Raw genomic sequence first — 14,163 nt, 5'->3', positions numbered from 1 at the left:
AGTGGCGGCCCGCATGAGGCGGGATCGCGATGAATGGAACGGTGGATAAGACGATGGCTGGAAGCAAGTGGCTCTGGATCGGTGCGGGGGTGTTTTCTCTGCTGGCCCATGCCGGGGCGGCCGCGATCCTCACCATGACGCCGGCGGCGCCGGAAGACGAGGCGCTGATCGCCGGCGGCGTCGTCGCGGAAGTGGCCATGCTCGGCAACGGCGCCTTCGAGGCGGTCGAGTCTGGCAATCCCGAAGAGGCGATCACGCCGGAAGCGATCCAGCCCGATATCACCGAGCCGCAACCGCAGGAGGTTGCGGAAATCAAGCCCACCGAGATCCAGCCCGAGACGACCGAGATCGCGCCCGTCGATCCGGTGGTGTCGGAGCCGGTGCAGGAGCTGATCGTTCCCTCCGCCGAGGTGGAGATCGCCGCGATCCCGATCCCGGAAATCAAGCCCGAGGTCGAGCCGGAACGGGAGATCAAGCCGGTTCCCGAGGTGAAGAAGCAAGAGCCGGTCAAGAAGGTCGAGCGCAAGAAGCCGAAGCAGAAGGTCGTCCGCAAGGCCGGCGAGAAGGGCACGGCGAAGGCGAATGCCACGAAGGGCGAGGTGGATGGCTCGGCCGACGTGAAGACCGCCTCCGTCGGCGGCCAGAAGAAGGGCAATTCGTCCACGGCCGGCAATGCCGCCGTCAGCAATTATCCGGGCAAGGTCCGCAACAAGATCAACCGCGCCAAGCGGCGCGCGCCGGGCGGCGAGAGCGGCAGCGTCGTGGTAAGCTTCGTCGTCGGCTCGGGCGGGCAGGCGAGCGGCATCCGCGTCGCGCGCAGCTCCGGCAGCGCGGCGCTCGACAGGGCGGCGGTCGATTCGGTGCAGCGCGCCGCGCCTTTCGCCAAGATTCCCGAGGCCGCGGGGCGCGCGTCCTGGGCATTCAACGTGCCGATCGTTTTCAACTGAGGCGATCTTTCCCGCTGCCTTCCGGTCGGCGGGATTTTTTTGTCGGAAAATATGACTTTAATAGTCATGTTTATACTTTACTATGAAAATCAAGTTTTGTAGGTTGACCCGGAACTGAGGCTCCGCCCACGCGGAGTGCCAAAGGGGATGCTGCATGAATACGATGACTGCGGGCCGCATGGAGTCGGTCCTGAAGGCAATGATCGCCGAGCGGGACCGGCGCATCGCCGATCTGGAGCGCCAGCTTGCCGCGCTCCGCAAGCAGATGGCCGAAGGCTCGCAGGAGGGAGCGGCCGCCGCGCCGGCCGCCCCGCGGATGGAGGTACGGGCGCCGCAGGCGCAGGCCCCCCGCAGCGTAGAAGTCACCAAAGTGAAGCGCCGGACCGGCGAAGCGGAGAGGAAGGCGATGCGCGAGAAAAGGCAACAGCAGCAGGCCCGCCAGCGGCAGGACAATGACGAGAAGGCCGACAAGGCTGGCCTCGAGGGCCGCAGCTTCCTCTATGTCGGCGGCCGCGACTGCCAGGTGGCGCATCTGCGCCAGATCGCCAGCTCCTACGGCGCAAACCTCATCCATCACGACGGCGGTCTTCGCGAGGCGGTGTCCCGCATCGACAACGTGCTGCCCTCCGTGGACTGCGTCTTCTGCCCCATCGACTGTATCAGCCATGATGCCTGCATCCGCGTGAAAACGGGCTGCAAGAAGTGGGAGAAGGCCTTCGTGCCGCTGCGCAACGGCAGCAAGTCCTCCTTCGAGCGGGCCCTGCAGAGCATGAGCCAGGGAGACAGTACCCAGTGAATGACGAAAGACCCGAGGCCTTCGCGATGATCGGCCTACACAAGCTGGCCGCCCAGAACGGCGACGGCCTCGTACCGGAGCTCTATGCCCTCCTGACGCGCCGCGCTTGCCTGCTGGACAGCGCCAATGTCGTGGAATTTCCCGTGAACGACGCTCGCCCGCCGGCGCGACGGGCAGCTTTCGAGGACGACACCGCCCTCGATGCGCGCAACGACAATGTCGTCGCGTTCTCCTCGCTGCGTCGCGCGCCCTCCGGGCGCTGACGTCAGGCTTGATTCTTAGAGCATTTCCGCTTTTCTTCGAATCGCGAAAACGCTCTAACTCTTTATTTTAACGCAATTCCGGACGCAAAACCGCTTCACACTTTTGCTGGAATTGCTCTAGGCAGGAACGCGCCGAGCGCGACTGCCAGCCATCCCGCCATCATCACGACGCCGCCGGTCGGCGCGGACATGGGGAAAAGCCCGTGTCCCGCCGAATGGCGGAAGACGAGGTCGCCGGCAAAGAGCGCCGTGCCGAGGGCCAGCAGCAGCGCGGCCAGCGGCGCGGTCCGCACCATTGGCCAGGCCGCGTGGAGCGCGACCAGCGCCGGGGCATGGGCAAGGCACATGGCGGAAGCGCCGGCCATCAGGCGCGGATCGCTGCCATGTGAGGCGGCCGCCGCTGTTGCGACGCCGGCAAGGCCCATCAGGCCGGCGACGAGAAGGCTTGCCGAGCGGAGCGAAAAGGACATGGATGACTCCCGGGACTATTCCTGGTTCTGCATATGGTGGGCAAGCCGGGTGACCGGCTCGAGGATGATCGTCCGCAGGCCCTCGCCGGGCACCGTCTCTTCCAGCGCGCGCACGAAGCAGAGCAGCCATTCGTCCCGTTCGGCCGGGCCGATCGGCGCGACGAAATGGCGGCGGCGCAGCATGGGGTGGCCGCGCTTCTGCGTATAGAGCGGCGGGCCGCCGAGCCAGCCGGTCAGGTATTCGTAGAGCTTTTCCTCGCTGCCGGTGAGGTCCGGCGGATGGATGGCGCGGCAGCGGGCCGCTTCCGGCAGGGTGTCCATCAGCGCGTAGAAGCGGCGCGTCAGGGCGCGCACGCCCGCCTCGCCGCCCACCGCCTGGTAGAGGGTGATCGTCTCGCCCTGCCGTTCCTGCTCTTGCGTCGCGTCGGTCATGGTTCTTCCCGTTGCCTTGGGTCTTAGCGCCGCCGCATCCGCCGCGCAATCCCGGCCGCAGAGCTGCGGCAATGCGCCCGGCAGCGCCGCCTCGGGCGGATTGACAAGAAACCGTCTAGACGGTATGTTTTATCATGAGCAAAGCCCACCATCGCAAAAAGCATCCCGAGGCCGTCCGCCAGCAATTGCTGGAAGTCGCGGCGAAGCTGTCGCTGGAGAAGGGGCCGGCGAGCGTGACGCTCGATGCCGTTTCCCAGGCGGCCGGGGTCAGCAAGGGCGGCCTGCTGCACCATTTCCCCAACAAACTGTCGCTGCTCGACGGCCTGTTCGACGACCTGACGGAAAAGTTCGACCGGGCGCTTGCCGAGCGCATGCGCGACGATCCTGAGCCGAAGGGCCGCTTCACGCGGGCCTATGCGGCGATCTGGTTCCTGCCGGAGGGCCTTTCCGACGGCGAGCAATGGAAGGTGCTCACCGTCGCGCTCATCTCCGAGCCGCACCTGCGCGAGCGCTGGCGACAATGGGTCGACCGGCACCTCGCGGAAAATGTCGGCACGGATTCGACGCTCGACGCCATGCTCGTCCGCTATGCGGTGGACGGGCTTTGGCTGGCCGACCTGCTCGGGGCGCCCGTCATGGATGCCGCACCGCGCGCGGCCATGCTGGAGCGCCTGATGGCCCTGTCGCGCACCTGACCGTCTTTTGCAATCCGCGCCGGAAGGCGCCCGTTGGCGCGGCCTGCGCCGGAGACCTCACATGAACATCACCGCCGTCTATGCCGTCCTGGTGGCCGCCATCGTCTTCGAGGTGCTCGGCACCTCCGCCATGCAGGCCGCGCAGCACTTCTCCCGCCTCGGGCCGACCCTCGTCATGGTGGTCTGCTATGCCGTGGCATTCTACTTCCTCTCGTGGAGCCTGCGCTACGTTCCGGTCGGCATCGCCTATGCGATCTGGAGCGGCCTCGGCATCGTGCTGATCTCGCTCGTCGGCTACTTCGCCTTCGGCCAGAAGCTCGACTTTGCCGCCATTGCCGGCCTCGGCCTGATCATTGCCGGCGTTCTTGTGCTGAACCTTTTCTCCAAATCGACATTCCACTGAAAGGGAGCCGGAATGTTGAGAGGACCCCGCTTGCCAAGACGCGGGACTGCCTCTATCGGTTTCGACGAATTGAAAGCGGTTTCAATTCCCGGCCTTGAAGGAATGGCACATGGCGATACGCACCATCGTATGGGGTGAAAACATCCACGAGCAGACGAACGAAATCGTCCGCTCGATCTATCCGAACGGCATGCACAACACGATCGCCGAGGCGCTGAACAGGGATCCCGCGATCCGCGCCACGACGGCGACGCTGCAGGAGCCGGAACACGGGCTCACCGAGGCCCGCCTTGCCGAGACGGACGTCCTCGTCTGGTGGGGCCACAAGGATCACGGCGCGGTCGACGATGCGGTGGTAGAGCGCGTGGCGCGGCGCGTGTGGGCGGGCATGGGCCTCCTCGTGCTGCATTCCGGCCATTTCTCCAAGATCTTCAAGCGCCTGATGGGCACGCCCTGCGCGCTGAAATGGCGCGAGGCGGGCGAGCGCGAGCGGGTCTGGGTGATCAATCCCCGCCACCCCATCGCCGAAGGGCTCGGCGAGAATTTCGTGCTTGAGAACGAGGAGATGTATGGCGAGCAGTTCTCCGTGCCGGAGCCGCTGGAGACCGTCTTCATCTCGTGGTTTGCGGGCGGCGAGGTTTTCCGCTCGGGTCTCACCTGGCGCCGCGGCGCCGGCAACATCTTCTATTTCCGCCCGGGCCACGAGACCTACCCGACCTATCACGACGCCACGGTCCAGAAGGTCCTGGTCAACGGCGTGAAATGGGCCTTCAACCCGCAGGGCACCTATGCGGCGATCCACGATGCGCCCAACGTGCCGGTCGACAAGGCCCTGGAGCCGATCGAGGAGCGCGGTCCGAAACTGCATGAGGCCGGCGAAGCCGGTTACCGCTGAGGCGAACGATGCGTCTTCTCGTTGTTGGAACAGGCGGCATGGCCAATACCCATGCCAGATATTTTGCCGCGATAGACGGCGTCGAGCTGGTCGGCGCGGTCGATGTCGACCCCTCGCGGGCCAAGGCCTTCGCCGACCAGCATGGCATCGCGAATGTCTTCACCTCGCTGGAGGACGCCATCGCCTGGAATGGCTTCGACGCGGCGACCAATGTCACGCCCGACCGTGCGCACCATCCGACGACGCTGGCGCTGCTGGCGGCGGGCAAGCATGTGATGTGCGAGAAGCCGCTGGCGGAAAACTACGCCAAGGCCGACGAGATGGCCCGCGCCGCCGAGGCCTCCGGCCTCGTGACCATGGTGAACCTCACCTATCGCAACGTGGCGCCGCTGCAGAAGGCGCGCGCGATGGTGCTGGCGGGCGAAATCGGCCGCGTGCGCCATGTCGAGGCGTCCTACCTGCAAAGCTGGCTCGTCTCGAAGGCCTGGGGCAACTGGGCCACGGAAAGCCAGTGGCTCTGGCGCCTTTCCACCCGGCACGGCTCGAACGGCGTGCTGGGCGATGTCGGCATCCACATCCTCGATTTCGCCAGCTACGGCGCGGCGAGCGATGTGGACCACGTCTTCGCGCGGCTGAAGGCTTTCGACAAGGCGCCGGACAACCGGATCGGCGAATACGACCTTGACGCCAATGACAGCTTCACGATGACGGTGGATTTCGACAACGGCGCGCTCGGCGTCATCCATGCCAGCCGCTGGGCGACCGGCCATCTCAACGAGTTGCGCCTGCGCATGCATGGCGACAAGGGTGCCCTCGAGGTCATCCATTCGACCGAGGGATCGAAGCTGCGCGGCTGCCTCGGCGAGGATGTCGAGCAGGCCGTCTGGCGGGAGATCGACGCCGGCACGGTGCCGACCAATTACGAGCGCTTCGCCGCGGCCGTCGCGGCGGGCGAAAGGATCGAGCCGGGCTTCCGTCATGCCGCCGAGCTCCAGAAGGTGCTCGATCTTGCCATCGAAACCGAGAAGGGGCGCTGCGAGCTGGCGGTCTGACCTTAACTCCGGACCGGGCCTGTCGAGCCGCGGATGACGAACTCGACCGGCCAGACCTCCTGAAGCGCTTCCGGCGCTTCCCCCTGCAAAAGCCGCAAGGCCATGTCGCCGATCCGCTCGCCCGCCGCGCGGATCGGCGACTGCGTCGTGGTGACGGCCGGAACGAGATTGTCGGGGCTGAGGTAAAGAAAGACGTCGTCATGGGCGATGAGCGAGACATCCTCGCCCACGGCAAGCCCCGCGATGCGGATCGCCCGCATCGCGCCGAGCGCCGACATCATCGACCCCGCGATGACCGCCGTCGGCGGGGCGGGGAGGGCGAGGAAGCCCTGCATGAGCCGGAAGCCGGTCTCGTCGGTGAATTCGCCGTGGCCGGTCAGCGCCGGATCCACTGCTATGCCTTCTGCCGCGAGCGTCCTGCGGTAACCTTCGTCCCGGTCGCGGGCATAGGTGCTGGCCGTGTCGCCGTTGATGAGGGCGATGCGGCGATGGCCGAGCGCGGCAAGATGCTTCGTCGCGGCGGCGATGGCCCCGAAATTGTCGATGTCGAGGAAAGCGAAGGGCTTTTCCGCCTCGCTCCGCCCATGCACGATGAAGGGCAGGCCGAGCGCCTGCAACAGCGCGATGCGCTCGTCGGTGCAGGCGGGCGTATGGACGATCACGGCGTCCACCCGCTTGCTCGCCGCGAGCCGGCGATAGGCGGCCGCCTCGTCCTGCGCGCTCTCGACGGTCGAGACGAGGATGTCGATGCCTTCCTGCTGCAGGCGCGTCGAAAGACCGCCCATGAACTCGCTGGAATGGGGCCCGAAGCGCCCGCCGCCCTGGAAGACAATGCCGATGGCGCCGGCCCGGCCGGTCGCCAGCCGCTGGGCGATGCTGTTCGGGCGGTAGCCCAGCCGCTCCGCGGCCTCCAGCACGCGCGCACGCGTCTCCGCCTTCACCTCCGGATAGCCGCTCATCGCCCGGCTCACCGTCGTCTGGGAGAGGCCGATGCGCGCGGCAAATTCCTTGAGGTTCATTCTCTTCCCCTCGAAAGCAGTCTTTCGATTGCGGCCTTTATGAACTCTCCCGCCCATCGCCGCAAGCAAGGGCAGGGGCGTGGCTGTCCGCTTCCGGTAAAGCCGTTCGCGCGAAGGCATCATTCAGGTTGCAGAATCCCGCTTGATAAATGTTAACGACACGTTAAGGTCCGGATTTGAACGACATGGTTGTGGCGGAGGCGAATTTCGCTTCTGCTAATATGTCGATGGGGTGAGGGCCGGAGGGAACGCGGCCGTTCATCCGGGCCTTTCGGGCAGGGACGGCTTCGAGGGCTATTCGCGACGATTTGGGGGAAGATCATGCAGGCGGGCAGCGTGTTGCCGGCCGCGATGGGTCCGTCTGTTCGATCGGACCTGCAGCCGGAAAATCTCGACGCGAGGGCAGGTGGGCGGTCACGCGAAGCCTTGGCAGGGCAGGGCCGGCCGGGCGCGCCGCTCGTCTATAGCCGGAGCGAGACCGGCCGGCGGCCCGCCTATTTCCGCGTGCTGGAGCGAGTGTTCGGCGCGCGGCGGGCGCGGCTTCGCAGCCTCCTTTTCGCGCGGGCGCCGGTGCTTTTCCTCATGGTGGAGGAGGTGTTCCTTCTTTATGTGCTGGTCGGGCTTTTCCGTGCCCTGCTGGGACGGCGGACCGTGGGGCTCCTGCTCAAGCCGGGGCCGCTCGCCGTTTCGCCCCGCTGGGGAAACCGCTGGCGGCGCGCGGTGCTGCAAAGGCTGAAGCGCTGCCGCGCGGTGCGCACGCTCTCCATCGTGCCCTTCAGCGTCCTTCCGCCCGCCGTCGCCATTGCCGATGGCTATATCTACGATTTCCAGCTCTGGGACCTGAGCGAAGAGGAGCGCAAGGCGGTGAACGCGCTGCGTGCCGAGCGCCGGCCGGGCGACCGCCTTGTGCTGACGGCCATCGGCAGCCAGTGCGGCCGGAAAGGTTTTGACCTCTTCGCCGATATCTATGCCCGGTCCGCGCGGCTGCGGGCGTGCTACCAGTTCATCGCCTGCGGCAAGGTTGCCGTGGCCGACGCCGAGCATGCCGAGGTCCTGCGCGAGGGCGGCGGCGTCACGGTCGACCGGTTCATCTCCGATGCCGAGCTGCTGGGCGCCTATGCGGCGAGCGATGCGATCTGGTGCTTCTACCCGAGGACGGGCGATCAGGCCTTCGGCATTCTCGGGCGGGCGGCGCAGCTCGGCCTTCCGGTGGTGGTGCGCGAGGGCTCGCTCGCCCATCGCCTGTGCGCCATTGAGGACGTGCCGCATCTTGCCGCCCCGATGGAGGGGCTTTCCGTCCGTCTTGCCGGCCCGCTGCCGCCGCGGGACGAGCTGCGCGGCCGTCATGCGGCCGAGCGCTTTGCTATGGAAAGCGAGGCGACACTGCGCGCCGCCCTCGGCCTTGCCGCAACGCACCCGGTTATGGAGGCATAGCCCTCAGGCGAGCCGCTTGCCGTCCTCGCCGATCACCTTCTCGCCATCCTCCTTGGCGAAAGGCCCCTTGTGCGTGTCGGGAAGGATATCCAGCACGGCTTCCGACGGCCGGCAGAGCCGCGTTCCGAGCGGCGTCATCACGAAGGGGCGGTTGATGAGGATCGGCTCGGCCACCATGTGGTCGAGCAGCTCATCGTCCGACAGCGCGGGATCGGCAAGGCCGAGGGCGGCGTAGGATGCTTCCTTCTCGCGAATGGCAGCGCGCACCGCAAGGCCGGCGGTGGCGATCAGGGCCCGCAGTTCCTCCCGGGTCGGCGGTGCGGCGAGATAGTCCACGATCCTCGGCTCGATGCCGGCATTGCGGATTAGGGCCAGCGTGTTGCGCGAGGTGCCGCATCGCGGATTGTGATAGATGATCGCTTCCATGGCCGGCCTTTTGAAGAGGTGTCCGGCAAGGGATACGCGATCTCGGCGCAGCGTCAAGCCGTAAGGCGAGGCGACGCCGTCCCCACCCTTTCGCAGCCGGCGTTCAGCGCCCTGTCAGCCGCAAGGCTTTTTCTGTCGCCCAAATCGGCAGGAAAGGCGATCATGAAGCGGTTCTTGAAATGGACAGGGCTTGCGTCCGGCGCGGCGGGCCTCGGGCTCGGCCTCTATCTCGTGGCAATACAGCTGACAGGAAATTTCGCCGCCGTCGTGCCGGGGGAAGCCTACCGCTCCAACCAGCCCACGCCAGCCGATCTCGCGACCTATGCCGAGCGCTACAAGATCCGCACCGTCATCAATCTGAGAGGCCGGGATGAAAACGCCGCCTGGTACAAAAACGAAGCCGCCGCCGCGAAACAGCTCGGCCTTACCCTGATAGATTTCCCCCTGAGATCCAGCCAGCGCCTCGATGCAAAGACGGCGGACGAACTTGTCACGATCCTGCGCGATGCGCCGCGTCCCATCCTCATCCATTGCCACTCGGGCGCCGACCGAACAGGCCTCGCCTCCGTCGTCTATCTCGCCCGCATAGCGCATGCGGATGAGGAAACCGCGGAACGCCAGCTCTCCATCCGCTACGGCCATTTCGGCGTGCCCTTCTTCTCCCCCACCTATGCCATGGACGAAAGCTGGGAGGATATGGAAGCTGCGGAGCGTTCGGCCAGCTGAGCGCCCTCACTGTAGGGCATGGGCTCGGAAAAATGCGAGGTAGGAGATCAGGCCGTAGTCATTGAATAATGCAAGTCCCCGGCCAATCGCTGCATTGGCGGCCGGCGCAGTTCGCGAGAGACAAGCCAACGATCAGGATACAGGTGATGGTGATGATCTTCCTCAACGGATGGTCCCCTTACGGCTGGTGATGCGTGCGGCATTCAGCCATTCCATGGCATCGGCGGCAACCTGCCATCCTTCGAAAAATCCACAAAGTACCGACATTACTTGCATTCGCAGCTATCGAGCATGATAGGGGGAACGGCCACGCACGTCGTTCCCGTTGTTCCTGCGACCCTGGCAAATACCGAAAGCAGATCTTCGGCATTGGTCGCCGATGCAGGTGGGAAGCCCTCTGAGGGGTGCTCTCAACCAGCGGCCTTTCGGCTGATTTTTTCCTCACCGATCACTGAATATCCACGCAGTCAAAAGCTCCCGTGCGGCAGCAAGAAACCAAAGATTAACCATAATATCCGATGGTCTGCGCATGGCGGCGTCCTAGTGGCTGTTCATCTCGAACGGTGCCGCTCGGCGTCACGTCTGAGCGGCGAATTGCGGTAGGGAGCTCTCCACGCATTCGTAAGTGACGAAAGAATGCCGGATGGCGAAACCTATTAATTTAGCGGGCTCCGCAGAGCGCCGAACATATTTTTTACTGACGACGGCGCTTGTTACGCTTGTCTCCATGATGGCTGGCATACGGCCGGTATGCGCCCAGTCAGTCACCGGAAACGGCGTGACCTCCTCTGGCGGCCCTGGCGGCATCGTGTCGCCAAACTGGACAGTGGCCGGCGACCTTGACGTTGGCGCTTCCGGCCCCACCCCCGGCTTCCTGAAAATCGAGAATGGCGGCACTGTCACCAACAACAACGGTGTTGTCGGCAACGGTGCTTCCGATCAGGGCGAGGTCACCGTCTCCGGTCGTGACGGGACTGGAAACGCCTCGACCTGGACCAACAATGGCGATCTTACGATCGGCCAAGACGGCAAAGGCATGCTCTCCGTCATCAATGGCGGCGTTGTAAACAGCGCGTGGAGCTATATCGGTGCCGGGGCCAACGGCCAGGGCGACGTCACGATTTCGGGCAGCGATGTCGATGGCAATGCCTCGATATGGACCATTACCGGGCAGTTTTACATCGGCGAAAGCGGAGCGGGCACCCTCAACATTTCAGATGGAGGAACGGTAAGCAGCTCGGTGACCACGATCGGTAACAGCAGCGGCGGCGTAGGTACCGTCACTGTTTCCGGTCATGACGGCAATGGAAACGTGTCGACCTGGAACAATGCCAACCAGCTTCATATCGGCGACGGCGGCGTAGGAACGTTGAACATTCTGAACGGGGGCGTGGTGAACAGCGGGCAGGGCCTGATAGGGTCCAACGCCGGCGCCAATTCAGTCACCGTCTCCGGCCATGATGGCAACGGCCACGCGTCAACCTGGAATGCCGCCAACAACATCTATGTCGGGTATTATGGCAATGGGGCGCTCTTTGTTGACGATGGCGCGCAGGTCGCGACAAGTGCGACCGGCGGCGGCGCTGCTTCCATTTATGTCGGCCACGGGGCTGGCAGTACCGGTTCGGTAGTCGTTTCGAGCAGCAACGGCGCCCTGTCCAGCTTGAGCGCGTCCGATCGCATCGAGTTGGGGTACGGCGGCACTGGTGAGATGACTGTCAGCAAGGGCGGCTTCGTCAGTGCCGGCAGCGCCGTCTATCTCGCCAACAGTGCTACAGGCAGCGCGACACTTCATCTCGATGGTGACCCCAGCGGCCGCGGCATTCTTGAAACCGGCGCGGTGATCAAGGGCTCCGGCTCCAGCGCCGTGCTGGACCTCGATGGCGGCATCCTGCGCGCCAATCGGGATCAGGCCAATTTCCTCAACGGGTTCTCATCGGTGGCGGTGGCAGCCGGAGGCGCCTGGTTCGACACGAATGGCTACGACATTGCCATCGGCACGGATTTCTCCGGCTCCTCGAGCTTCGACAAGTTTGGCCTTGGACAACTGACGCTGACTGGCGACAGCTCCGGCTTTTATGGTGACTCGACCGTCTCGGCGGGCACATTGGCGGTCAATGGTATTCTGGGCGGCAACATGCTGGTCGATACATCCGGCCGGCTGGCGGGCACAGGGCATGTTGGACCCGTCGTGAATACCGGGGTCGTCGCCCCAGGTTACGGCGGGATGATGGGCACGCTCACCATTGACGGCGACTATACCAGCAATGGCGGTCGTCTCGAAATTGCAGCCGTTCTCGGTGACGACAGTTCCCAGACCAGCCTCCTCGTCGTCGATGGTTCGACCTCCGGGCTCACGCTGATCAATGTCATCAATCAGGGCGGCCTTGGCGCACAGACGGTGGAAGGCATTAAGATCGTCGATGTCGCCGGAGCGTCCAACGGCAGCTTCGTGCTCGACGGCAACTATCTGTTCGAGGGCGATCCGTCGGTAATCGCGGGCGCCTACGCCTATCGCCTCTACCAAGGCGGGGTATCCGACCCGACGGACGGCGACTGGTATTTGCGCTCCGTGCTTGTCAACACGCCCCTATATCAGCCCGGCGTGCCAATCTACGAAGCCTACGGTGCCAATCTACAATCGATCAACACCTTGCCGACCCTCCAGCAACGCGTGGGAAGCCGCTTCCAGCTGGCTGGCGTCGATAGTGACGGTAGCGGCTTCTGGGGCAGGATGGAAGGCACATACGGCCGCTTCGATGATGCTCGGATATCGACGACAGGTATGGATCACCGCATCGATACCTGGAAGATACAGCTCGGAGCGGATGGTTTGCTTGCTGAAGACCACAATGGTGGAAGTCTGATCGCGGGCATCAACCTGAGCTATGGCGAGGCCAACAGCCGGATAAAATCCGTTTTTGGCAACGGAGCGCTGAAATCCGAAGGCTATGGTATCGGCGCGACGCTGACATGGTATGACGGTGCCGGCTTCTATGCAGATGCCCAGGCTCAAATAGGCCGCTATGGCAGCGACCTCAGATCAGAGCTTCTCGGCATTCTTGCCAATAACAACGGTGGCCAGGCTGAAGCATTCAGTGTGGAGGTCGGCAAGAGGCTGTCGATCGATGAAAATCTTGGCATCACACCGCAATTCCAGATGATCTATTCGAATGTCCGGTTTGATCGTTTTGTCGACCCGGCAGGCGCTGTCGTGACGGCGGACGGCAACGACAGTCTGATGACACGCTGGGGGTTGGCTTTTGATTACCAGAGCACCTGGGAGGGCAGGAACAGCCGAGCCTATGGCATAGCCAACCTCAGCTACGAGTGGCTGGACGGGACGCAGGCCTCGGTTGCGGGCACAGCCATCCGACACGCCAGCGAACGCCTCACGGGTGAAATCGGCCTTGGTGCGAGCATGGATTGGCAGAGCAATATCGCTCTCTACGGCGAAGTGCTGGCAGGTACTCCGATAAGCAGCTTTGGCAAAAGCTATGCCCTAAAAGGCAATCTTGGTCTTCGGATGCAATTCTGATTGGGGCCGTAGCACAACAGCCGACGGTTCTGACTTTTGTTCAAGAATGGCGCACCCGACAGGATTCGAACCTGTGACCTTTGGAATCGGAATCCAACACTCTATCCAACTGAGCTACGGGTGCATCCAAGGCGATGACTCGCCTGTCCGATGAGAGGGTTCTTAACCCAGGTGGGGGCGGGCTTCAATGCGGAAATTGCGGAAATGGCAAACTGTCATAGGTTTGCCCGGGATGAAATGAAAGGCCGCCCCTTGGGGCGGCCTTTCTGGTAGGGGATCAGGCGGTCTGCATGGCGCCGGGGCCGGGGATGGCTTTTTCGGGGACCTTGCCGAGGATGATCATGCCGAGCACCTCGTCCTTGGTGACGTCCTCGGTGCGGGCGTGGCCCACCACCTGGCCGTTCTTCATCACCGAGACGCGGTCGGCGAGGTCGAAGACGTCGTGGATGTCGTGGCTGATCAGGAAGATGCCGATGCCTTCCTTCTTGAGCTGCTTGATCAGCTCGCCGACCTGCGCCGTTTCCTGGGGGCCGAGTGCCGCCGTCGGTTCGTCCATGATGAGGATGCGGGCGTTGAAGAGGATGGCCCTTGCGATCGCCACCGACTGCCGCTGGCCGCCGGAAAGCGCCTTCACCGGCTCCTTGAAGCGCTGGAAGTTGGGGTTGAGGCGGCCCATCACCTCGCGGGTCTTGGCCTCCATCGCCACGTCGTCGAGCGTGCCCCAGGGGGTGCGCAGCTCGCGGCCGAGATAGAGGTTGGCGGCGGCGTCGACATTGTCGGCGACGGCCAGCGTCTGGTAGATCGTCTCGATGCCGTATTTCTTGGCGTCGCGCGGGTTGGCGATGTCGGCGGGCTCGCCGTTGATCAGGATCTCGCCGCTGTCGCGCCGGTAGGCGCCAGAAAGGATCTTGATCAGCGTCGACTTGCCGGCGCCGTTGTGGCCGAGCAGGGCGACGACCTCGCCGGGATAGAGATCGACCGAGGCGTTGTCCACGGCATGGATGCCGCCGAAGGAGATGGAGATGTTCTTCATCTCCACGAGGGGCGTACGGGTGTCCGTCATTGGG

Annotated in this window: 15 protein-coding genes and 1 tRNA gene; 10 read left to right on the top strand and 6 right to left on the bottom strand. The window is 64.3% G+C overall.

All coding sequences use genetic code 11. The features are described 5' to 3' along the window. Positions 1-53: 53 nt before the first annotated feature. From ACZ48C_RS11325 to ACZ48C_RS11315, 3 genes are all read left to right on the top strand, one after another. Positions 54-947 carry a TonB family protein gene (locus ACZ48C_RS11325; protein ID WP_464781161.1) on the top strand — a complete coding sequence of 298 codons (894 nt, stop codon included), beginning with the start codon at positions 54-56 and terminating at the stop codon, positions 945-947. 406 nt (positions 948-1,353) lie between these two features. Then, positions 1,354-1,743: a DUF2325 domain-containing protein gene (locus ACZ48C_RS11320; protein WP_119257166.1), complete on the top strand. Its 390-nt coding sequence runs from the start codon at positions 1,354-1,356 to the stop codon at positions 1,741-1,743. After that, positions 1,740-2,006 carry a hypothetical protein gene (locus ACZ48C_RS11315; RefSeq protein ID WP_119256877.1) on the top strand — a complete coding sequence of 89 codons (267 nt, stop codon included), beginning with the start codon at positions 1,740-1,742 and terminating at the stop codon, positions 2,004-2,006. Before ACZ48C_RS11320 ends, ACZ48C_RS11315 begins: the two co-directional genes overlap by 4 nt. Before the next feature lie 95 nt (positions 2,007-2,101). On the opposite strand, the gene ACZ48C_RS11310 is transcribed toward ACZ48C_RS11315, so the two are convergent. Both ACZ48C_RS11310 and ACZ48C_RS11305 read right to left on the bottom strand, forming a co-directional pair. Continuing rightward, a complete protein-coding gene (locus ACZ48C_RS11310) occupies positions 2,102-2,476 on the bottom strand; it encodes a DUF423 domain-containing protein (RefSeq protein WP_119256878.1) in 375 nt (124 codons plus the stop codon). A 15-nt stretch (positions 2,477-2,491) separates the two neighbouring features. Then, on the bottom strand, positions 2,492-2,908 hold the full coding sequence (locus ACZ48C_RS11305; RefSeq protein WP_464781160.1) for a group II truncated hemoglobin: 417 nt from the start codon (positions 2,906-2,908) through the stop codon (positions 2,492-2,494). A 134-nt stretch (positions 2,909-3,042) separates the two neighbouring features. Here ACZ48C_RS11305 and ACZ48C_RS11300 point away from each other — a divergent pair, with 134 nt between their 5' ends. The 4 genes from ACZ48C_RS11300 to ACZ48C_RS11285 all read left to right on the top strand — a co-directional run bounded on the left by ACZ48C_RS11300 (position 3,043) and on the right by ACZ48C_RS11285 (position 5,953). Continuing rightward, on the top strand, positions 3,043-3,603 hold the full coding sequence (locus ACZ48C_RS11300; RefSeq protein WP_119256880.1) for a TetR/AcrR family transcriptional regulator: 561 nt from the start codon (positions 3,043-3,045) through the stop codon (positions 3,601-3,603). A gap of 61 nt (positions 3,604-3,664) precedes the next feature. Then, entirely contained in the window at positions 3,665-4,006 is a 342-nt protein-coding gene (locus ACZ48C_RS11295) for a DMT family transporter (RefSeq protein ID WP_119256881.1), read from the top strand. Between the two features lie 109 nt (positions 4,007-4,115). After that, complete coding sequence (locus ACZ48C_RS11290; RefSeq protein WP_464781159.1) at positions 4,116-4,901, top strand: ThuA domain-containing protein; 786 nt, start codon at positions 4,116-4,118, stop codon at positions 4,899-4,901. An 8-nt stretch (positions 4,902-4,909) separates the two neighbouring features. Beyond that, the gene (locus ACZ48C_RS11285) at positions 4,910-5,953 is read left to right on the top strand and encodes a Gfo/Idh/MocA family protein (protein WP_119256882.1); all 1,044 of its coding nucleotides are present in this window, start codon (positions 4,910-4,912) and stop codon (positions 5,951-5,953) included. A gap of 2 nt (positions 5,954-5,955) precedes the next feature. On the opposite strand, the gene ACZ48C_RS11280 is transcribed toward ACZ48C_RS11285, so the two are convergent. Continuing rightward, positions 5,956-6,972 (bottom strand): LacI family DNA-binding transcriptional regulator, encoded by a 1,017-nt coding sequence (locus ACZ48C_RS11280; protein ID WP_464781158.1) that lies wholly within the window; start codon positions 6,970-6,972, stop codon positions 5,956-5,958. A 321-nt stretch (positions 6,973-7,293) separates the two neighbouring features. Here ACZ48C_RS11280 and ACZ48C_RS11275 point away from each other — a divergent pair, with 321 nt between their 5' ends. After that, a complete protein-coding gene (locus tag ACZ48C_RS11275) occupies positions 7,294-8,406 on the top strand; it encodes a hypothetical protein (protein ID WP_464781157.1) in 1,113 nt (370 codons plus the stop codon). A gap of 3 nt (positions 8,407-8,409) precedes the next feature. On the opposite strand, the gene arsC is transcribed toward ACZ48C_RS11275, so the two are convergent. Further along, entirely contained in the window at positions 8,410-8,832 is a 423-nt protein-coding gene (gene arsC, locus ACZ48C_RS11270; RefSeq protein ID WP_464781156.1) for an arsenate reductase (glutaredoxin), read from the bottom strand. 162 nt (positions 8,833-8,994) lie between these two features. Here arsC and ACZ48C_RS11265 point away from each other — a divergent pair, with 162 nt between their 5' ends. Both ACZ48C_RS11265 and ACZ48C_RS11260 read left to right on the top strand, forming a co-directional pair. Then, positions 8,995-9,558, top strand: a complete 564-nt coding sequence (locus ACZ48C_RS11265) for a dual specificity protein phosphatase family protein (protein ID WP_464781155.1) — start codon at positions 8,995-8,997, stop codon at positions 9,556-9,558. 643 nt (positions 9,559-10,201) lie between these two features. Then, positions 10,202-13,096 (top strand): autotransporter family protein, encoded by a 2,895-nt coding sequence (locus ACZ48C_RS11260; protein ID WP_464781154.1) that lies wholly within the window; start codon positions 10,202-10,204, stop codon positions 13,094-13,096. 47 nt (positions 13,097-13,143) lie between these two features. Here ACZ48C_RS11260 and ACZ48C_RS11255 read toward each other — a convergent pair. Then, positions 13,144-13,220: transfer RNA gene (locus ACZ48C_RS11255), tRNA-Arg, on the bottom strand. Between the two features lie 153 nt (positions 13,221-13,373). After that, positions 13,374-14,159 carry an ATP-binding cassette domain-containing protein gene (locus ACZ48C_RS11250; protein ID WP_160787496.1) on the bottom strand — a complete coding sequence of 262 codons (786 nt, stop codon included), beginning with the start codon at positions 14,157-14,159 and terminating at the stop codon, positions 13,374-13,376. Positions 14,160-14,163: the final 4 nt, after the last annotated feature.

It is taken from the genome of Shinella sp. 1A1, from assembly GCF_055379515.1.
Note: the sequence above shows the minus strand (reverse complement) of the source record. Positions and strands in the feature narration are given on the sequence as shown.